General features: G+C 50.6%; 3 protein-coding genes. All 3 read right to left on the reverse strand.

The window, feature by feature from the left end; all coding sequences use genetic code 11:
• Positions 1 to 15 precede the first annotated feature (15 nt).
• Genes GNE05_RS09785 through GNE05_RS09795 form a run of 3 tightly spaced genes read right to left on the reverse strand, consistent with a single transcriptional unit; the run spans position 16 to position 23,056 of the window.
• A complete protein-coding gene (locus GNE05_RS09785) occupies positions 16 to 7,665 on the reverse strand; it encodes a non-ribosomal peptide synthetase (RefSeq protein ID WP_160182713.1) in 7,650 nt (2,549 codons plus the stop codon).
• Between the two features lie 15 nt (positions 7,666 to 7,680).
• Complete coding sequence (locus GNE05_RS09790; RefSeq protein ID WP_160182714.1) at positions 7,681 to 15,372, reverse strand: non-ribosomal peptide synthetase; 7,692 nt, start codon at positions 15,370 to 15,372, stop codon at positions 7,681 to 7,683.
• 25 nt (positions 15,373 to 15,397) lie between these two features.
• Positions 15,398 to 23,056, reverse strand: a complete 7,659-nt coding sequence (locus GNE05_RS09795) for a non-ribosomal peptide synthetase (protein ID WP_160182715.1) — start codon at positions 23,054 to 23,056, stop codon at positions 15,398 to 15,400.
• Positions 23,057 to 23,237: the final 181 nt, after the last annotated feature.

Raw genomic sequence — 23,237 nt, forward strand, 5'->3', positions numbered from 1 at the left:
CCCCGTCGCCTTTTTCTACAGTTCCTCGACAAAACTCGCTATGCTGTCCAAATCATCAGATGTTAACGTTTTGCTGCTAAAATCACTAACGGTTTTTTCTGCTTCCTCTTTCCCTGTGCAGTGCGCCATAATATCACGCAAATATTGCTGTAAGGTTTGCAGCAGCTGTTCCATCGTTTCTTTGGAGAAGCGGCTCGGCGGATAGCTCAAACTGAAGTGAAGTTTATGTTGTGCGGCCATCGCGCTCATTTCCACCGCTTGTTCCCGCTGCCACGTCGGCGTGATGTCGTGCCCGCTCGCGAGACCGGACAGACTGAACGTGTGCTGATCTTCTGTATCATTGAATTGCCCTAAATAGTTAAAGCTGATTTCAGGCGCTTGTCTGAAGCGGATTGTTTTTTGTTCAGGCGGTGTCATGTATTTTAAAATGCCGTAGCCTATTCCTTTATCCGGTATTCTTCCGAGTGTGTCTTTGACCGTTTTTACCGCCGTTCCAAGCTCAGCGCCTGCTGTGTTCAAGTCAATGAGCACCGGATACATGGAGGTAAACCAGCCTACGGTGCGGCTGATGTCGAGCTCCGGCATGATGTGCTCTCTCCCGTGCCCTTCCATCGCGATGCGCAGTCTGCCGCCCCCTGTCCAGTCCCGTAAAGCCAAAGCTGCGGCAGTCAGAAGAATATCTTGCGTATCGGTATGGTAGGCCCGGTTGACCTGCTGAAGCAAAACGGACGTTTCTTCTTCTGTAAGCGTAAAGCTTACCGTTTGCCGAATGCTGTCGGCTCCCGTCTGATGCTGCGGTTTTTCATAAGGAAGTTCGGCGGCTGTTTCTTCTTCAATAAAACGCCAATATTCTTCTTCATGCATCAGCTTGCTGCTTTTTGCGTATTCCGAAAGCCTTACGGCGTATTGTTTAAACGAATCGGTCTTTGGCGGAAGCTGGACCGGCTGACCTTTTACGGCTTGAGTGTAAGCGGCAGATAAATCCTCCAGCAAAATACGCCATGACACTCCGTCAACCGCCAGGTGATGTACGGTGATGAATAAATAATCCCCGGACCGGGTTTTGAACCAGCCGGCTTTTAATAACGGCCCTTTTTCAATATCCATCCGCTGTTGGAGCGCAGCCACTTCAGTTTCTATTTCTCTTTCCCAAGTATCTGTCTCAGACATATCCCAAATGTCCAAGGTGTACAGCTCAGCTTTTTGAATACCGTGATTGATTTGTCTGATACTTTCGTTTTCTTCACTGACGGTGATCCGGAGTGCATCATGATGAATGACAAGATGCTCCAAGGCTTCTTTGAGCGGCTGTTTTTGCAATGCGTCAGAGCTGAACATCATGACGGACTGATTGAAATGATTTCTGTTTTCCATCCGCTGTGATAAAAACCAGTGCTGAACGGGTGTCCAAGGTATGTCTCCTTCCACCGGCCGCTGATCGATGACTCTTTCCGCTTTCCGGATAAGAGGCGCGAGTTCCTTAATGGACGGGTGCCGGAATAAGTCACTTGCCGTCATTTTCCACCCATAGCGTCCGAGCCGTGCGGAAACTTGCAGCGCTTTGATTGAATCGCCGCCCAACTCAAAAAATGAGTCCTCAATCCCGACTTGTTTTGTGCCGAGCACTTCCTGCCAGATCACGGAAAGCTGTTCTTCAAGCTCATTGCGGGGAGCTGTGTACGCGGTTTGAAGCGTGAGCTCCGGTTCGGGCAGATTTTTCCGATCCAATTTACCGTTCGGCGTAAGCGGCAGCTTCTCAAGTTCCATCATATAGGCCGGAACCATGTAATTCGGCAGTTGCTGAGAAAGTGAAGAACGCACTTTTTCTGTATCCATGTCCGCCTGCAGACTCATATATGCGATCAGTTCTTTATTGCCGGACTGCCCGGTTCTGACTGACACGGCAGCTTCTTTCACACCGTCCAGGCTCCTCAGTGCGGCTTCAATCTCTCCCAGCTCGACCCGATAACCGCGGATTTTCACTTGATCATCCATCCGCCCGGCATATTCGATCGTTCCGTCCGGCAGCCAGCGGGCTAAATCTCCGGTGCGGTACATCCGTTCTCCGGGAACAAAAGGATTAGGGACAAATTTTTCTTCCGTCAGCTCAGGGCGGCCGAAATATCCTCTTGCCACACCGTCTCCGCCTGTGCACAATTCGCCGATGACGCCGATCGGCTGCGGTGTTCCCCTGCTGTTTATGATATATGCGGTTGAATTTCCGACAGGGCGCCCGATCGGGATTGAATGATCGTATGATTGTTCAATCAAAAAGCAAGTCGAGAACGTCGTGTTTTCAGTCGGTCCGTATCCATTCCATACTGAGAGATGCGGCAGCGCATTCCGAACCCGGTTTACATGGCTCGGGGACAGTGCTTCCCCGCCGATAATCAATCGGGATAATCCGGAAAACACGTCTTTATTTTGTTCTGATAAATGGTTGAACAGAGACGATGTCAGCCACAGTGTCGTAATGCCGTTTTGCTGTATAAATGTTTCCAGAACATCAGAGTCGAGATAGGTTTCCTGGTCACTTACATATAAAGAAGCGCCGTTTAAAAGCGGACCGAATATTTCAAATGTCGTAACGTCAAATCCTAATGATGAAGTAAACAACAGTCTGTCTTTCGGCGTAAAATCAATATAATTGCTGTTTTTCACAAGGCGAATCACGCTTCGCTGTTCAATCATGACGCCTTTTGGCGCACCTGTTGACCCGGACGTATAAATCATGTAGGCCAACGATTCAGGTCCGCCGAGCGGTTCGGGATTTTCCGAACTCAAGCCGGCCTTTGTTTGAATATCCTCTATGAATAAACGTTTTCCTGAAAGCGGCAGACCGTCAAGTTTATCAGATTGGAGAAGAATATCAGCTTTACAGTCTTTAAGCATCCATTCAGCCCGTTCCCGCGGCACATCGTCACCGATAGGCAAGTAGGCGCCTCCCGCTTTTAATATTCCGAGGATTCCGGAAGCAAGCTCTGTTGTGCGGCCGGTTAATAAGGCGACAACGCTTTCCGGACCGACGCCATTTGATCGGAGAGCCGCTGCTATTCTGTTAGCCCGTTCGTTCAGCTCACGGTATGTCAAGATTTGTCCATCATATACAACTGCCCGGGCATCGGGGGTTTCTTTTGCCTGACGCTCAAATAAACGGCTGATGGTTTCGTGTCTTGGGTAATCGCTTTTCGTCTGATTAAACTGATAAATGACGCGATTTGTTTCAGCATCATCCAGTACGTGAATGTCACCAAGCGGTATCGCTTGGTTTTCAATTACTTTTGTAAGAATACGGGTAAAATAAGAAAGCCATTTTTCAATTGTCTGTTTTTGATAGATATCTGTATTGAATTCAAAATCAAAGCTGATGGAACCGTCAGACCCTTCTGACGCGTAAAGCGTGGCATCAAACTTTGCGGTTTTATGACTTGTATCCGCAGCTTGAGTCAAATGCAGCTTATTTAACCCCAGGGATTCACGCTCCATATTTTGAAGCACAAACATCGCATCAAACAGCGGATTGCGGCTCATGTCCCGCTGCACGCCGAGCCGTTCCACAAGCTCCTCAAACGGATAGTCCTGATGCTCATACGCCTCAAGCGCCGCCTGGCGGACTTCCGCCAAATAATCGGTAAACCGTTTGTCTCCTTTCGGCTCCGTTCTGATGGCCAGCGTGTTGACGAACATGCCGAGAATCGGTTCAAGGTCTTTGTGCGGGCGCCCGGCAATCGGCGAGCCGACGATGATGTCTTCCTGCCCGCTCAATCGCGCGAGTAACGTATTGTACGCGGCGAGAAGCACCATATACAAAGTGGAGCCGTGATCCCGGGCGATGCGGTGAAGGCCGGATGCGGTTTCAGCGTCAAGCGTGCATGATACGCTGCCGCCCGCAAAGCTTCTGACAGCCGGACGGGGCTTGTCAGCCGGAAGCTCAAGCACCGGCAGCTCTCCTTCTAGCCGCTTCAGCCAATACGCTTCCTGCTTCTGGTATCCTTCTTTCTCCTGAAACGACCGCTGCCAGACGGCATAGTCTTTATATTGAAGGCGCATCGGCGCAAGCGAACGGCCTGCGTACAGCTCGCCGAATTCTTTAATCAAGGTGTTGACGGACACACCGTCAGAAATAATATGATGCATATCCGTTAATAAAAGATGACGTTCATCCGATTCTTTCACGAGGGCCGCACGGAAGAGCGGCCCTTCCTCCAGACAAAACGGCCGGACGAATGCGTCAGCTGACTCGGCCTCATCCAGCTGAAACGGCACGCTGTCATGGATGCGCTGCACCGGTTCGCCGTCAGGCCCCGTTTCAAAGGACGTTCTGAGCGACTCGTGCCGCTCCACAAGCTGCCGGAATGTCTCCTCCAGCCGGCCGCGGTCAAGCGGGCCCGTCAGTTCCAGCACAGCCGGCATATTGTAGCCGACACCGCCGTCTTCAAGCTGTTGGAGCACATACATCCGTTTCTGCGCCGAAGACACCGGGTAGGTGTCCTGTTTTTGCGCAGGCTGAATCGATTCATACGGGCTCTCTTCCAAGTCCTGAATAACCGAAGCAAGCTCTTCCACCGTCGGCCGGGCGAAGATGTCCTGTAACGGCACCTGAACACCGAATTCTTTGGCGATGCGGGAGACGAGAGCCGTCGCTTTTAACGAATGACCGCCCCGCTCAAAAAAGTGATCCCGGATGCCGACGGGGCCGTTTTTCAGCACCTCTTCCCAAAGGGCGCAAAGCTTCATTTCCGTGACGTTCCGCGGGGCGGTGTACGCCCGTCTGTCTGCCGCTCCGCCGGGAGCCGGCAGTGCGCGGCGGTCAAGCTTTCCGCTCGGCGTGACCGGCCATTCGCTCATCTCTATGAACTGAGCCGGCATCATGTAGGCCGGAAGGCGTGTCGCAAGCTCCGCCCGCACGTCATCGCTTTCCCGTCCTTCAATATAGGCGTAAAGCGCGGTATCTCCGTGTTCGGTCCGGGCGGTGACCGCCGCCTCACGAATGCCGTCGATGCGCCGGATCGCCGCTTCGATTTCCCCCGGTTCAATCCGGTAGCCGCGGACTTTCACTTGTCCGTCTGAACGGCCGAGCCATTCGACAAGGCCGTCTTCTGTCCAGCGTGCGATATCGCCCGTCTGATACATGCGCTCGCCCGGATAAAACGGATCATCGAGAAAACGCTCCTCCGTCAGCTCAGGCCGGTTCAGATAGCCCCGGGCCACCCCTGTCCCCGCAATGTACAACTCTCCTGCCACGCCCGCAGGCTGGATGGTTCCTCCGCTATCTAATACATACAGACGGGCACCAGGAACGGGTTTTCCGATCGGAAGCCTTGTCCGTCCGCTGTCCCGTTTTCGGTCACAGACGTAAAAGGCCGCATCAACCGTCGCTTCTGTCGGTCCATAGCCGTGAATAAGCATGGTCTCCGGCAACAGATCGGCAAACCGGGCAGCCGTAAGCGGGGAAAGAGCTTCCCCTCCGGCAAACACGCGTGTCAGTGTTCTGCCGAGGCGTGTTCTTGTTTCTGCAGGCTCTGTTTCCAGCGCGTCTAAAAAGCTGTTGACCATCGCCGGAATAAAATGCGCGGTCGTCACCTTTTCTGAGGCAAACGCTTCAATCATCCGCACAGGATCTTTCTCCCATCCGGCAGGAAGCAGATACACGGAAGCGCCGGACATCGTCCACCAAAACAATTGCCAGATGGAAGCATCGAATGAAAAGGATGATTTCATAACGATAATATCCTCTTCCGTTAACGGGAACTGCCCTTGCATCCCTGATAAAAAGGCGGCGGCTTGACGGTGTTCAACAGCCACTCCCTTCGGTGTTCCCGTCGAACCGGACGTATAAATGATATAAGCGAGCGAATCAGCATCCGCTTCTTCAGAGACATCCCCTGTCTCCGTCTCACTTGTCAGAGCAGAAAGAGACACTTCTAGCGTTTCTCCGGAAAAACCGGAAACGGATAATCCCGGCTGTGCAAGCAGGAGGCAGGCGCCGCAGTCCTCGAGCATATAGCGCAGCCTGTCCTCAGGATAGTCAGGGTCAAGCGGCACGTAGGCGCCGCCCGCTTTTAACACGGCAAGCACTGAAACCACCATCTCCGGCGAGCGTTCGGCGAGTACGCCGACCATGCTTTCTTTGCGGACGCCCTTTTGGCGGAGCCAAACGGCGAGCCTGTCTGTGTACTGATCGAGCTCAGCGTACGTCAGCATACCGCCCGGAAAACGGAGCGCCGGACGATGCGGCGAAAGCGCGGCGCGGCGGGTGAACAGCCCGTGAAGCGTCGGGGCCGGCGGTTCAACCGTTTCTGTACGGTTAAACGCATCCAGCATATTTCTGGCTTCACACGCATCCAGCAATGCGATCTCGGAGGCGCTCATTTCAGGGTCGGAAATGACTGACTTCATCATATGCCGTAAAAATGTTTCAATATTCTTCATAAAAACACGATCGTATATACCGGTATCAAAGTTTAAGCGGATATAAAGAGAACTTCCCGGAATCACCTTTATGCTGCATCCGTAGTTTGTGACTTCCTCCATCGTGAAATCTTCTACCGCAAAATCAAATGAACCGGCCTGACTCACATTTTCAATTTCACGCTGGGCCGGCACATTTTCAAACACGATAATGTGGTCAAACAGCGCTTGCTTCAAAGGGCTTTGCGCCTGAATGTCATACAGCGGATAATAGCTGTACGCTTCTGCTTGCAGCGTCTCCTGCTGCAAATGCCTGACGAGCTCCAGAAAAGAAAATGAACCGCTTTTCACCCGCACGGGAATCGTATTAATAAACAGTCCCACCATTTTTTCCACGCCTGCGAGATCCGACGGCCGGCCGGAAACGACTGAACCGAAAACGGCGTCATCACAGCGGCTGACACGCTGCAGCAAAATGCCCCACAGTGCCTGGAACACTGTATTCAGCGTTGCTCCCGCCCTTGCCGCAATGTTCTTCAGCTCATTTGTCTGCTCTTCAGAAATGGTGAAAACCGCCTGCTCAAGTTCGCCATTTGGTTCCGCGGATTTTTTCGGAAGAGACGCCGATTGCTCAAGATCGGCAAGTCTCGTTTTCCAAAAAATCTCGGCTTCTTTACGATCCTGCTTCATGAGCCATTTAATATACTTTCCATATGGCTGAACAGGCTCGAGAGACGGAAGCCGTCCGTCTCCGAGAGATTGATAGATCATCAGAAATTCCTTCATGACAATTCCGAAGCACCAGCCGTCCATGACGATATGATGATGGCTCCATATACAAACATAGCGTTCGGGCGCTTTTTTCAAAATGGAGACTCTCATGAGAGGGTCTGATTGCAAATCAAAGCCTTTATCTTTATCTTCTTTTCTGAACCGGTCGGCATATTTGTCTTGTGCCTTCTCGTCCAAATGAGAAATATCATGAAACTGAACGCGGCTCGGCCTGTTTTTCAACACGACTTGGCGGGGCTTCGCCACATTCTTATGAATAAATGTCGTACGGAAAATATCGTATCGTTCAAAAACAGCATCTAAACTTTTTTGGAATCGTTCCCGGTCAAGCTGTCCGTTGATCGTAAACACCGCTTGTTCGAAGTAGGCTCTTGAGTCATGATCCAACAGAGAATGAAAAAGCATGCCCTCCTGCATAAAAGATAAAGGATATATATCTTGTATTTCCGGTTGCTGCCCCATTGCGCCACTCCTTTTCTATAGTTTGTTGACGGCTCCCATAATGTCACTCAGATCTTCCAGCGTTAACTCCTCGTCACTGAAATCAGCGGCGCTCCATTCACGCTCCTCTTTGCCTGTGCAATGCGTGATGATCTGCTTGAGAAAGGCATGAAAATGTCCCGTCAAAACTTCAATCGTTTCTTTTTGATACTGAAAACGGTTGTACACAACATGCATGCTGAGACATTCCGACGATACGGAGCCGCTGATATCAAGTGTGTACGGACGTTCCCAGTCCGGGCTGATTTCATTTCCCGCTTTTACGGGAGAAACACCAAAGCCGCTGGAACGGATCTCCCTGTCAAACTGCCCCAGATAGTTAAAACTGATTTCAGGAGAATCAGATTCAGTCTCTTCCCAGAGTTTGCTTATATACTTCAGCACCCCGTATCCCGCTCCTTTATGCGGAATGCGGCGCATCATGTCTTTTGTCCGTTTAATGTGATAGCCGAGCCGCTCGCCGTCATCAGCCTGATCTTGAAAACTTGCGTCAACCAATACCGGATAAATTGACGTAAACCAGCCGATGGTTCTGCTGATATCAAGATGTTCCAAGTGCTCTTCCCTTCCGTGGCCTTCCATGCTGATTTTGAATGTCTCGTTTCCGGTCCATCTGTTCAGCGCAAGGCTTAACGCGGCAAGCAATAATTCGCCCGTCTCTGTTGTGTATGCTCTGTTTGCTTCCGTTAACAGCTGCTCAGTCTCCTGTTTTGTCAATGTAACGGTCATCACATCTGTATCTTTCAGAAGATTGGAAGAGGTGCGGGCATCTTTCGGAAGCGGTTTGACCGCCGCTTTTTCTCTTTCGGACCAGTAGTCTGCTTCCTGTAACAGCCGGCGGCTTTTTGCATAATCAGAGATTTGCTTCGCGTAAGTCTGATAGGAATCGGTTTTTGCCGGAAGCGCGGTTTCTTTTCCTTCGAGCGCCTGCCTGTAGCACGCGGTGAGATCCTCAAATAAAATCCGCCATGATACACCGTCAATGACAAGGTGATGAATGGAAAGCAGCAGATGATCGCCATCATTAGCGTGAAATAATCCGACAGCTACGAGCGGCCCCGTCTCCAGCCGAATGGAAGTTTGAATACGGGCGGCCGCCTGTTCGATTGCGGCGTGCTCCTCTTGTAATGACCCTTTCCCTCTCACGTCATACGTTTCAAACGTAAAGAGTTCTTCTTCAGAAAGGTTTTCCGCTCTGTTATATTGAATCACCGATCCGTTTTGCGTGCCGCATATCATCCGTAATGCGTCATGATGAACTGCAAGCTGTGCCAGCGCCTTTCTCATAGCAGATACATTGATTCTGTCCGCACTGCGGAGCATAACGGACTGATTAAAATGATCATGCGGCAATGATTGCGACAAGAACCAGTGCTGTATCGGCGTCAGCGGCACGTCTCCCGTGACGGGATCCTGATCAATCACGCGGCGGACTTTCCGGAGCCGCATCGATACTTCTCCCAGTGTCTGATGCTCGAACAGCTCGCGGACGGTCGTTTCATAGCCCTGCTGTTTCAGCCTCGCACATACTTGCAGCGCTTTAATCGAATCCCCGCCGAGATGGAAGAAATGAGCATTGGGACCGAGGCCTTCAACACCTAAGAGTTCTTCCCAAATGTCAGCCATCATTTCTTCAGTTTCATTTCTCAGGCTGATATCATCTCCAAGGCTATCATTTAATTCAGGCTGCGGGAGCGCCTTCTCGTCCAGCTTCCCATTCGCCGTCAAAGGCAGTTCATCAAGCTCTATCAAGCGGGCGGGAATCATATATTCCGGCAGAAAAGCTCTGAGAGAGGCCTGAATCTCTGCTTCTTTTATCTTTTCGTTTCCGTGTAAGACCGCGTATGCGTAAATGGAGTGCTGACCGTGCTGATCAGCACGTGTGATCACGGCGGCCTCTTTCACGGAGGAAAGCTCTTGCAACGCTGATTTAATTTCTCCCAGCTCAATTCTGTGGCCTCTGACTTTTACTTGCGCATCTTTCCGCCCGACATATTCCAGCTCGCCATTTGAGAGCCTTTTGGCGATATCGCCCGTCCGGTAGAGCCGCATGCCGTGCGGATTCGTGATGAAACGGGAGGCGGTTAAATCATCCCTGTTTACATACCCCCTCGCGACGCCTTCCCCGCCGATATAAAGCTCACCGGGAATTCCGATCGGCAGCGGATTCATATAAGCGTCCATGACAAAAGCATGAAGGGTTTCCAGCGGTCTGCCGATATTGCTTTTGTTTCTCTCAATATCATCCATATTCAGTTTTTTGCATGTGACGTGAACCGTGGTTTCCGTAATGCCGTACATATTAACAAGCTCCGTCTCCGGGTACTTCTCTTTCCAGCTTTTCAGCATGCCGGGCTGAAGCGCCTCTCCGCCGAAAACGACATATCGAAGCTTCAGCTTGTCCGTATGCCCGGCTTCTTCATGAATGAGTCCGGAAAAAGCCGTCGGCGTTTGGTTCAGCACCGTTACGCCTTCACTTTGCAGCAGCTGCCGGTACAAATGCGGATCACGGGCTGTGTCTTTCGGCACGATGACTACCTTTCCGCCGTATAAGAGCGCGCCGAATATTTCCCAGACAGAAAAATCAAAGCAATAGGAATGGAACAGCGTCCAGACGTCTTCAGAGCCGAAATCAAACGGCAGTCCTTTATGTGTGATAAGGCTGATGACATTGCGGTGTTCCGTCATAACGCCTTTCGGTTTTCCGGTTGTGCCCGATGTGTAAATCACGTAAGCCGGCTGTTCAGGCGTTATCATTTTTTTCGTTCTGTCTGCTGAAACGGATTCAGGCTTATCGATGTATAAAACCGGCAGTCCGTCCATTCCGGATATCCCAAGACCCGATTGCGTCAACAGAGCACGCGCGCCGCTGTCAGTCAGCATAAATGAAATCCGCTCGTCCGGATAGTCAGGATCAATCGGCAGATAAGCTCCTCCCGCTTTTAAAATACCGAGAATCCCAATCAGCATATCCGGAGATCGTTCGGTCATAATTCCGACAATCTGTCCGGAGCGGATGCCGTTTTCCGACAGCATATCGGCGATTCGATCCGCCTTTTCATTGAGCTCGCGGTAGGTGAGACGCTCATCAGACATGACGGCTGCAATTTGATCCGGCATTTTTTCCGCCTGTGCTTCAAATAAACTGACGATCGTTTCATGCCTCGGATACTCCGCCGTTTGATTTTCCGCTTGAAGAAGCATCTGCCGATCGTTTATGCCCAGCAAATGAATGTCAGACAGCTTCCGCTCATCATGCGATGCGATTTGTCCTAAAAGCTCTTTAAAATGACCGGCCCACCGTTCGATCGTACCTTTTTCAAACAACGCGGTACTGTATTCAAAATGAAAATCCAGTGAGCCATCCGGCCGTTCCTCGGTATGAAGCGTCAAGTCGAATTTTGAAATGTCATGTTTCACTGCATGTGAAGAAACGGCTAAGCCCGGAAGGTTCACTTCGAAATCATCACTGTTTTGCAAAACGAGCATGGCATCAAACAGCGGATTGCGATTGACTTCCCGGTGTGTATCAAGCTTTTGGGCAAGTTCTTCAAACGGGAAGTCCTGATGTTCGGCCGCGCCGAGGGCGAGCATTTTCACCTCTTCTAAATAAGCGCGGAATGTCTTATCCCCTTTCGGCCTGCTTCTCATTGCCACGGTATTTACAAACATGCCGATGACCCCGTCAAGCTCAGCGCGGCTTCTGCCGGCCGCAGGTGAACCGACGACAATGTCTTCCTGCCCGCTCAATTTAGAAAGGAACAAGGAGTAGCTTGCCAAAAGAATCATATACAGCGTCGAACCCGTCTCATCCATGAGCCGGCGTAAATTCTCCGCCGTTTCCTTTTGAAGGCGCGTTCGAACAACGGACCCGCTGAAATCAGGAAGCTGCGGGCGCTTTTTATCGAGCGGCAGATCAAGTACGGGAATGTTTTCCCCGATCGTCTCCAGCCAATAACGCTCATGTCTTTTGAATTCTTCAGCGGCAAACCGCTCATGCTGCCAGACGGAAAAATCTTTGTATTGGAGTTTTAACGGCCGCAACTCTTTTCCTCTGTATAAATCCGTCAATTCTTGAATCAGAACGCTCATTGACACACCGTCTGCGATAAGATGATGCATATCAAGCAGCAGAAAATGACGTTCTTCAGTGACTTTGGCTAAAGTCACTCTCAAAAGCGGCGCTTTTTCCACATCAAATGGTTTGACGAAAGTTTCCATCACCTCTTGAAGAAGGTTCCCGGATGGCATGTGAATCTCTGTGAGGTCAAGATCGACATGTGCATGTATGTGCTGCATCGGCTCCCCGTTTCGTAAAACAAATGATGTGCGTAACGCTTCATGCCTTTGTAACAGCGCTGAAAAGGCTTCGTGCAGACGATCCCGGTTGAGTCTGCCGCTCAGTTCCAGACAAGCGGGCATATGATAGCCCGTGCTGTCCGCCGCAAGCTGGTGAAGGGCATAGAGCCTTTTTTGTGCAAAAGATAGCGGGTACAAGTCCTTTGCCACAGCAGGCGTGATTTCTGCATATTCTCCTCTTTTCCTCTGTTCAAGGAAGCGGGCCATGCTCTCGATTGTCGGATGTTCAAAAACATGGCTGACGGCAAGTTCAATTTGCAGCCGTTTATGTATGTTTGAAACAAGCGACGCGGCTTTCAGCGACTGTCCGCCGATTTGGAAGAAATCATCTCTCATACTGATGTGTTCCCGTTTCAGCACTTCTTGCCAAATAGACAGCAGCTCAGTCTCAAGCATTGTGCGCGGAGCTTGATAATCACCGGTTCTCTCGGCTTCTTTCGGCTCAGGAAGTGCGGCCCGATCAAGTTTTCCGCTCACAGAAAGCGGCATCTCCGTTAATTTGGTAAAGCTTCCCGGTATCATATAAGCAGGTAATCTCCCGGCCAATTCGGCATGAGGGTCAAATGTCACACCCGCGTTTTCCAGTACGACATAAGCTGCAAGCTCCTGTTCCCCGTCCGCCGCTTTGCGCACGGTGACTGCCGCCTCTTTTACCCCGGACAGACTTCTGAGTGCCGTTTCGATTTCTCCTAATTCAATTCTGTAACCTCTTATCTTCACCTGATCGTCAAAGCGTCCCATATATTCAATCGTTCCATCCGGTAAAAATCGGGCTGCATCTCCCGTTCTGTACAGCCGTTCACCTTCACGAAACGGATGAGGGGTAAAGACTTTGTCCGTCAGCTCTTTTTGCTGAAAATATCCGTCCGCCAGACCTTTTCCGGAAATACACAGTTCACCGACGGCTCCGACCGGCTGCAGCCGATCTCCGTGCATCATATAGACAGAAGTGTTGGCGATCGGGCGTCCGATCGTAATCCGGCTGCTTTTTTGCAGATTACGCAGGATCGTCGTAGCCACACTGTTTTCCGTCGGACCGTATTCATTCAGCAGCTCGGCATTCGGGCATATGCCGCGGCTCGCTTCCACGATATCAGGAGTGGCCGCTTCCCCGGCAAATGTCACCGCCCGAAGCGTCTGCGCATCCTTTTTCGTCAGCGAATCAAGCAGAACGCGATACAGAGACGGAACGATCAGAAGATGGCTCACTCCGTGGCAGGTGATTTTCTGTTTTATTGAAAGGACGTCTTTCGCATCATCTTCATCAGTTAACAATACACAGGCGCCCGACAGAAGCGGAGTGAAAAGACTCGTTAATGACCCGTCAAATACGTATGAAAAAAGATGAAGCGCTATGTCCCCTTCTGTCATCCCGTATTCTTCACGCCGCCATTGCAATGTATTGCTGATCGCTTTGTGTTGTACAAGCACCCCTTTCGGCCGGCCTGTCGTTCCGGAGGTGTAAATGACATACGCCCAATTTCCGCTGTCAGATATCGGCGGAAGCGGTGCAGTCTGCTGGGAAACCGTTTCCTCCATGATGACGACGCTGCCCTTGAAATGCGGCGGAATGAGGGGGAGCAGGTCTTTTTCAGTCACGAGCAGTGAGGCTTCACTGTCTCTCAGTAAAAATGAAATCCGTTCAGGCGGAAATTCCGCATCAATCGGCATATAGGCGCTGCCCGACTTCCAAATTCCGAGCAGAGCGGCAACCGTACTCATTGATCGGCGCAGCATAACAGCGGTGATCTGGTCGGGGCGTGCGCCTTTTTCCCTTAACGCATGCGCAATCTGATTCGCCCGCTGATTTAATTTCTTGTAGCTCCAGCTTACCCCGTTATATCTCAACGCCTCTTGATCAGGCGTTTTTGCCGCCTGTTCTTCAAACAGCCCATGAACGGTTGTCTCAGGGTACGGACGGTTCGTTTCGTTAAACGAATGAATCAGGGCTTCTTCCTCCGGAGGCACGAGACTGATGCTTGATAAAAGCCTGTCCGGATCTTCCGTTACACAGGAGATGACCTCCAGAATATGCCCTTTGATCCGTTTCATGTCTTCCCGATCGTAGATGCCCGCATTGTAGCTGAATTTCACATAAAACTCTTCTCCCGGAACGATGACGACGTTAAGATCGTAATTGGTTTCTTCCGCCATCGAAAAGTTTTCAAGTGAGAGCGCACTGCTTTCCGTTTGCTGCCAGCCGTTTACCGCAGCCTGCATTTGAACCGGATAATTTTCAAAGACAAGGATATGGTTCAAGAGATCTTTTTGCAGACCGCTCTCGTTTTGAATGTCATAAAGCGGATAATAGCTGTGCTCTTCCGCAGCAAGTGACTCTTTTTGCACCTTTTTGAGAAGAAAAGAAAAAGTCATATCACCAGCCGCGCGCACCCTTACCGGCACGGTATTGATAAACAGTCCGGCCATGGATTCGATGTCGGCGATAGCTGACGGCCTGCCGGAAACAACTGAACCGAATACCGCATCTTCAGTGCCGTTGTAACGATGGAGAAGCAGTCCCCAAATGCTCGTAAACAAAGTATTCAGCGTGACCCCGGTGCTTCGGGCAATGTCTGTCAGCTTTTGCACGGTTTCAGACTCAAGGAAAAATTGAAAATGCTCAGATGCATAACCGTTTTGCGCCGGCTTATTCTTCGTTTGCGGGACGGAAACGACATCTCCGTAATCTTCCAAGCAACGCGACCAGAACGCTGACGTTTCTTCTTTATTCCGGCTTCGGAGCCATTTGATATAAAAGCTGTAAGGAGCCGGACTGCCGAGGTTTACAGGCCGCCCGTTTCGGATCGCATAATACATGCTGAAGAAATCTTTCAGCACAATGCCCAAGCTCCAGCCGTCCATCATAATGTGATGATGAGTCCAAACGCATGTATGGCGGTTTTCTCCTGTTTGAAAAAGAGTCAGGCGCATTAAGGGGCCTTTTTGCAGATCGAACCCCTTATTCCGGTCGGTTTCCTTGAATTCCTCAATGATGCTTTGCTGCCGTTCTTCCGAATAGTCTGAAATGTTCTCAGTCTGTACGGCTGTGTCACGGCGTGAAAGGACAACCTGCTGCGGACCTTCAAGGTCAGGCACTTCTTTTATGAAAATCGTTCTGAAAATATCATAGCGGCTGACAAGCATATCCAGACTTTTTTGGAATGTATCAATGCATAAATCCCCGCTGACTGTAAATGAAATCTGCTCGACATATGCGTTTGATCCGGAATCCAGAAGCGAATGAAACAGCATGCCTTCCTGCATATATGATAAAGGGTAAATATCTTGAATTTCTGTCGCTTGTGTCACGAATGCCACACACCTTTTTATGAAATTAAAGTCCTTTTACGAGATCTTCAATGCTTGATAGTGCTTGAGCGGTCAATTCTGTATGGCTGTAATCCGTTAATGTTTTTTCCCGCTCTTTCTTGCCGGAACAGTGGGCGATGATGTCCTCGAGGTGAGTATGGAAACGATTCATGAAGAACTCGATTGCCCCCGGTGCAAATACATTTGTATAAACGGCTTTTACCTCCAGTTGCCCGGCCGCCACCATCGCGTTAATATCCAGATCAAACTCGCGGATGCGCCCGGCCGCTATATCATGCTGCGGCTTGAACGGTGACATCTTCAGCGTTCCCTCAAGACCGTCAAACGCACCGAGATAGTTAAAGCTTATTTCTGGGTCTTTATAAAGAATGTTCCGCGAATATCTCAGCAGCCCGTAGCCGGTTCCGTGATGAGGAACCCGTCGCATCATGTCTTTTACCGTCTTTATGCGGTGAGCGGTCTTTTCACCTGAGCCGCCCGGCACTCTCATATCCAAAAGCACCGGGTAAACAGATGTAAACCATCCTGCCGTTCTTGACATATCAATGTCAGGAATATGCCCCTGGCGACCGTGCCCCTCAGTGCTGATAAGGATCTGTTCAGAACCCGTCCACTCATGAAGCGCCATTCCAAGCGCCGTTAAAAGCAATTCATGAACATCCGTTCCGTAAGCCTGCTGTGTTTCCAACAGCAGCTGTTTCGTGACTTCGCTGCTTAATATCCACGATGCAGTGCGGGCGTTTTCCTGCAATCGTCCGGCGTTTTCATCAGTTATTTTCGGCAGCGGCGCTGTTTCACTAGACATCACGCTGTCCCAGTATGCGGCTTCCTCCAGCAATACTTTGCTCTTGGAAATGTCAAAAAGCTCTTCGGCATACTTTATATAAGAATCGCTTTTCGGCGGCAGTTCGATTTGTTTGCCTTCTAATGCCTGCTGATAAGCTGTCTGCAGATCTTCAAGCAATATCCTCCATGACACGCCGTCCACGATAAGATGATGAATCGTTATAAGAAGATGGTCGGCTTCCTTCTGCCGGAACACTCCGAGATGAAGCAGAGGGCCTTGATCAAGGCGCATAGCCTGCTGTATTTCTTCTTCCTCAGCGGCTATCCGTTTTTCGGGCTGCGTTTCTTCTGAAATATCTATGACGTTAAGCGTAAATATTTCTTCATGCTGCTTTGTGATTCCGCGATTATATTGAACGGCTTCCCCATGCTCATTTTCAGTGAAAGTCATTCGCAGCGCATCATGATGTTCTGTCAGCGCGCAAACCGCCTGGTACAGCGCATCTATTTCGAGGCTGTCTTCAGTGCACAGCATGACTGATTGGTTATAATGAAGCTCAAACGCACCCGGCTCCTCAAAAAATCTCTGCTGGATCGGTGTCAGCGGAGCGCTTCCTTCTATCGGCCCCTGATCAGCCGTTGCAACAGCCGGCGTGAGGTGCTTCGCGAGTTCTGCAATCGTCGGGAACTGAAACAAATCGCGGATCGACATGTTCCAGCCTTCTCCGGCGAGTCGGGCTGACACTTGAAGCGCCTTAATGGAATCTCCCCCAAGCTCAAAAAAAGAGTGATGAATTCCCGCTTTCTGAATATGAAGCACATCTTCCCAAATCCGGCATAACATCGCCTGTTTTTCATCGCCGGGCGCGACAAATGCCTGTGATGAATGTATCTGTTCTGCCGGTAATGCCGATTTATCAAGTTTGCCGTTCAGTGTCAGGGGCATGCTGTCTAAACCGATAATATGAGACGGCATCATATAAGCCGGAAGCTCCTGCATAAGAGACTGGCGGAGTGATGAGATATCGGCCTCTTTAGGAACGATGTATGCCGCTAATCGGGCTTGTCCTTCGGCATCTTTCATCACGGTAACAGCCGCTTCTTTGACTTGATCGTGTTTCAAAAGCACACTTTCTATTTCTCCCGTCTCAATTCTGTAGCCTCTGATCTTCACCTGCTTATCAATCCGCCCTTGAAAGCGAAGAGTTCCATCCGGCAGCCAGCAAGCCTGATCTCCGGTTCTGTAAAGCGTTTCTCCCGTTTGTAACGGGTCACTGAATGCGTCCTCTGTCAGCTCAGGCTGTCCCCAATATCCTTTGGCGACGCCGGCGCCTCCGATATACAGCTCTCCGAAAACGCCGATCGGCTGGACCTGTTTGTCTTTGTTTAAGACGTACATTTGCACATTCGGAAGCGGAACACCGATCGGCACATCATCTTCCCGCGGCTCTTCGCTCATTTCGGCTTCATAATACGAAGAATCAATTGTCGCTTCTGTTACACCGTAGCTGTTAATAATTCGCATTTCTTTCCCAAAGCGTTCACGAAGCGTATAAAAATCCTGCGACTTGATCATATCTGAACCCAGTACCAGTACTTTTACACTTTGCAGCGCGAGCTTCCGGCGATATATATATTCCATAAACGGAACAATCAGCGCGGGTGTCGACTCCATAAACGTGATACGGTGCTGATCAATGAGCCGATAAAGCTGTTGTGGCTCAAGCCGGACGTCATCCGGACAAATGACAAGCGTTCCCCCGTTTAGCAGGGCGCGTGCAAGATCCCCTGAAAATACATCAAATGAGAAACTCGCCATCTGCAGCACTCTGACCGGTATAAGATCAAGCTCATAAATCCTGCGCCATGCAAGTGCTGCATGCGTAAAGCTGCGATTTCTGACTTCGACTCCCTTCGGCGTTCCCGTTGTTCCCGAAGTATATATGATATATGCAGTATCATCCGGTGACGCTGCCGGCTGAATATTCTTTGCACAAATATCGTATTGATCTTCATGATCAAGCTGAATGAGAAATAAATTGTTATCCGTCAGCTGTGAAGCAAGTTCTTTGTATTCTGACTGCACCATCAAGACGGATGCCGCGCTGTCTTTTAATAAATAGCGAATCCGTTCCTCGGGATAATGGGAGTCAACCGGTATATACGCCCCTCCCGATTTCATGACGGCGAGAACACTGACGATCGCTTCAATCGAACGGTTTGCCAATATGGCGGCTCTTTTTCCCGGACCGAATCCATTTTTGTGTAATGTTCGCGCAAGCCGATTTGCCCGCTCATTAAGCAGCGAATAGCTGATCTGCTGTGCTCCTTCAATAACAGCGGTCTGATGAGGCGTTTCTTCTGCTTTCTCTTCAAACAACTGGTGAAACAGTTTGTGTTTTTCCATGAATTCGGTTTGTGTGTTATTAAACTCAATCAGTAACTTTTGTTTTTCTTCTTCATCCAAAATGTCAGCTTTCGATAGTATGACTTCCGGTTCGGCGGCAACATGGCGCAAGAGATTCAGTAAGTGGCCCATCCATCGTTCAATCGTTTCTTTCATAAAAAGCTCGGTGCTGAATTCCATTTCAAAGCGGATGTTTCCATCGGATTCAGCCGCTGATAAGGTCAGGTCAAAACTTGATACATCATGTTCGGTATGCTCTGATCGTGACGCCTTCAGACCGGCCAGATTTATCTCCTCTCGCTCCATATTCTGAAGAATAAACATCGCATCAAACAGCGGATTGCGGCTCATGTCCCGCTGCACGCCGAGCCGCTCCACAAGCTCTTCAAACGGGTAGTCCTGATGCTCATACGCCTCAAGCGCCGCCTGGCGGACTTCCGCCAAATAATCGGTAAACCGTTTGTCTCCTTTCGGCTCCGTTCTGATGGCCAGCGTGTTGACGAACATGCCTAGAATCGGTTCAAGGTCTTTGTGCGGACGCCCGGCAATCGGCGAGCCGACGATGATGTCTTCCTGCCCGCTCAATCTCGCGAGTAACGTATTGTACGCGGCGAGAAGCACCATATACAAAGTGGAGCCGTGATCCCGGGCGATGCGGTGAAGGCCGGATGCCGTTTCAGCGTCAAGCGTGCACGATACGCTGCCGCCCGCAAAGCTTCTGACAGCCGGACGGGGCTTGTCAGCCGGAAGCTCAAGCACCGGAAGCTCTCCTTCTAGCCGCTTCAGCCAATACGCTTCCTGCTTCTGATATCCTTCTTTCTCCTGAAACGACCGCTGCCAGACGGCATAGTCTTTATATTGAAGGCGCATCGGCGCAAGCGAACGGCCTGCGTACAGCTCGCCGAATTCTTTAATCAAGGTGTTGACGGACACACCGTCAGAAATAATATGATGCATATCCGTTAATAAAAGATGACGTTCATCCGATTCTTTCACGAGGGCCGCACGGAAGAGCGGCGCTTCCTCCAGACAAAACGGCCGGACGAATGCGTCAGGTGACTCGGCCTCATCGAGCTGAAACGGCACGCTGTCATGGATGCGCTGCACCGGTTCGCCGTCAGGCCCCGTTTCAAAGGACGTTCTGAGCGACTCATGCCGCTCCACAAGCTGCCGGAACGTCTCCTCCAGCCGGCCGCGGTCAAGCGGGCCCGTCAGTTCCAGCACAGCCGGCATATTGTAGCCGACACCGCCGTCTTCAAGCTGCTGGAGCACATACATCCGTTTCTGCGCCGAAGACACCGGGTAGGTGTCCTGTTTTTGCGCAGGCTGAATCGATTCATACGGGCTCTCTTCCAAGTCCTGAATAACCGAAGCAAGCTCTTCCACCGTCGGCCGGGCGAAGATGTCCTGTAACGGCACCTGAACACCGAATTCTTTGGCGATGCGGGAGACGAGAGCCGTCGCTTTTAACGAATGACCGCCCCGCTCAAAAAAGTGATCCCGGATGCCGACCGGGCCGTTTTTCAGCACCTCTTCCCAAAGGGCGCAAAGCTTCATTTCCGTGACGTTCCGCGGGGCGGTGTACGCCCGTCTGTCTGCCGCTCCGCCGGGAGCCGGAAGCGCGCGGCGGTCAAGCTTTCCGCTCGGAGTGACCGGCCATTCGCTCATCTCTATGAACTGAGCCGGCATCATGTAGACCGGAAGGCGTGTCGCAAGCTCCGCCCGCACGTCATCGCTTTCCCGTCCTTCGATATAGGCGTAAAGCGCGGTATCTCCGTGTTCGTTCCGGGCGGTGACCGCCGCCTCACGAATGCCGTCGATGCGCCGGATCGCCGCTTCGATTTCCCCCGGTTCAATCCGGTAGCCGCGGACTTTCACTTGTCCGTCTGAACGGCCGAGCCATTCGACAAGGCCGTCTTCTGTCCAGCGTGCGATATCGCCCGTTTGATACATGCGCTCTCCCGGATAAAACGGATCATCGAGAAAGCGCTCCTCCGTCAGCTCAGGCCGGTTCAGATAGCTCCGGGCCACCCCTGTCCCCGCAATGTACAACTCTCCTGCCACGCCCGCAGGCTGGATGGTTCCTCCGCTATCTAATACATACAGACGGGCACCAGGAACGGGTTTTCCGATCGGAAGCCTTGTCCGTCCGCTGTCCCGTTTTCGGTCACAGACGTAAAAGGCCGCATCAACCGTCGCTTCTGTCGGTCCATAGCCGTGAATAAGCATGGTCTCCGGCAACAGATCGGCAAACCGGGCAGCCGTAAGCGGGGAAAGAGCTTCCCCTCCGGCAAACACGCGTGTCAGTGTTCTGCCGAGGCGTGTTCTTGTTTCTGCAGGCTCTGTTTCCAGCGCGTCTAAAAAGCTGTTGACCATCGCCGGAATAAAATGCGCGGTCGTCACCTTTTCTGAGGCAAACGCTTCAATCATCCGCACAGGATCTTTCTCCCATCCGGCAGGAAGCAGATACACGGAAGCGCCGGACATCGTCCACCAAAACAATTGCCAGATGGAAGCATCGAATGAAAAGGATGATTTCATAACGATAATATCCTCTTCCGTTAACGGGAACTGCCCTTGCATCCCTGATAAAAAGGCGGCGGCTTGACGGTGTTCAACAGCCACTCCCTTCGGTGTTCCCGTCGAACCGGACGTATAAATGATATAAGCGAGCGAATCAGCATCCGCTTCTTCAGAGACATCCCCTGTCTCCGTCTCACTTGTCAGAGCAGAAAGAGACACTTCTAGCGTTTCTCCGGAAAAATCGGGAACGGATAATCCCGGCTGTGCAAGCAGAAGACAAGCGGCACAGTCATTGAGCATATAGCGCAGCCTGTCCTCAGGATACTCCGGGTCAAGCGGCACATAGGCGCCGCCCGCTTTTAACACGGCAAGCACAGAAACCACCATCTCCGGCGAGCGTTCAGCGAGTACGCCGACCATGCTTTCTTTGCGGACGCCTTTTTGGCGGAGCCAAACGGCGAGCCTGTCTGTGTACTGATCGAGCTCAGCGTACGTCAGCATACCGCCCGGAAAACGGAGCGCCGGACGATGCGGCGAAAGCGCGGCGCGGCGGGTGAACAGCCCGTGAAGCGTCGGAGCCGGCGGTTCAACCGCTTCTGTACGGTTAAACGCAGTTAACACCCGTTTCTTTTCATTTTCATCCGCCATATCAATATGCCGAATCAGCTGGTTTGGATTTCTAACGGCATTTTCAACGATCGTCAGCAAATGAGTTTGAATTCGTTTAATCGATGTTTTAGTAAATAAAGCGGATTGATAATCAAAATTCAGCTCAATCAATCCCGTATCTGTCCGCTCCTTAATTAAAATGGACAGCTCATTTGCCGTATGTCCGCTGAAAAACATCGCCGTTTCATAATCGAAACCTTCTGCCTGACGCCACGCGAGAGGCTGGTATTGCATCGAAATCCCGATGATATTTTGCAGGTCGTGATGAGTCTGCCTTAATTCATTCACAAAAAGATTGTAAGGATATTTCTGGTGCCGCATAACAGACAGCTGCTCTTTTCCTACGCTGCGGACAAAGGACAGGAACTCCGCATCAGGATCTGCCGTCATTCTGATCGGCAGTGTGCTGACGAACATGCCGAGCATATCCTTTTCGAGCCTGGAGCCCCGGTTTCCGTAATAAGTGCCGATGGCAATATCCTTTTTAGCCGTCAGACGGCTGATGCATATGTATAACGAAGCCATAAACAGAGAGATGATGCTGATATTATTTTCTTTGCAAAAACGCCGGATAGATTGTTCTAAGGAGTGAGAAAGAGTGATTGTATCTCTGGAAGCCGCAGTGCTTTGTCTAAGATGAGAGGTTCGTTCCGCCAGTGAAAGGTGTTCCGGAACGGTTCGGTATGTTTCAGTCCAAAATGAACGGTCTTTTTGAAAACGGGAAGACTGTAAGTATTGCTGTTCTTTTTCCATGTAGCTGAGATAGGAAGGTCTGTGATGTTCAGCTAAATCCTCGCCCCGCATGATCTTTTGGTAGATATCAATGAGCTGGTTGCCGAGCAGGTTGAGCGAGATGCCGTCCATGATAATATGGTGAAATTTTGAATAAAGCCAAACTTCTTCGTCTGACATGACAAGCAGAGTAAATTGATACAGAGGTGAATGAAACAGCTTGAACGGAACACGGGTCTGCGTGTCAATCCATGCGTCCCGCTCTGCCTGATCAGTATGAGTAAAATCAACAGTCTCTAGAGAAATCGGCCGATGCCCCGCCAGATACAGCTGGGGTTCTGATCCGTCCCCTTCTGTCAGTTGAAACCTGAGTGAATCATTTTGCGAGATAGAAAAATCTAAAGCATGGCGCAGTACGTCAAAATCGATGTCCCCCCTGAATTTGACGCACGCCGCGAGATTGCAGATACTTGTGCCCGGCTCGAGCAGCTCCGTAAACCACACTCTTCTTTGGGCGTGAGTTAAAGAATAAACAGTGTTCTTCAATGGAATCCCTCCATTTCAATTTAAGAGGATAAGAAAGTGAAATAATTACAATTAAATTTCGACAGCATATGACTAAATCATCCATATAAGCATTATTTTAAAACATATTTTAGAAATCACAATAAAAAATTAAATTTTCTCTAACATTTTTTAGAATATAGTATATATTCCTCACTTCATT

Source organism: Bacillus sp. AM1(2019) (genome assembly GCF_009906915.1).
Taxonomy (GTDB): Bacteria; Bacillota; Bacilli; order Bacillales; family Bacillaceae; genus Bacillus; species Bacillus velezensis.

Coding starts and splice junctions, on each gene's coding strand:
- GNE05_RS09785 (WP_160182713.1), bottom strand. CDS start 7,665: ATGGGGCAGCAACCGGAAATACAAGATATATATCCTTTATCTTTTATG.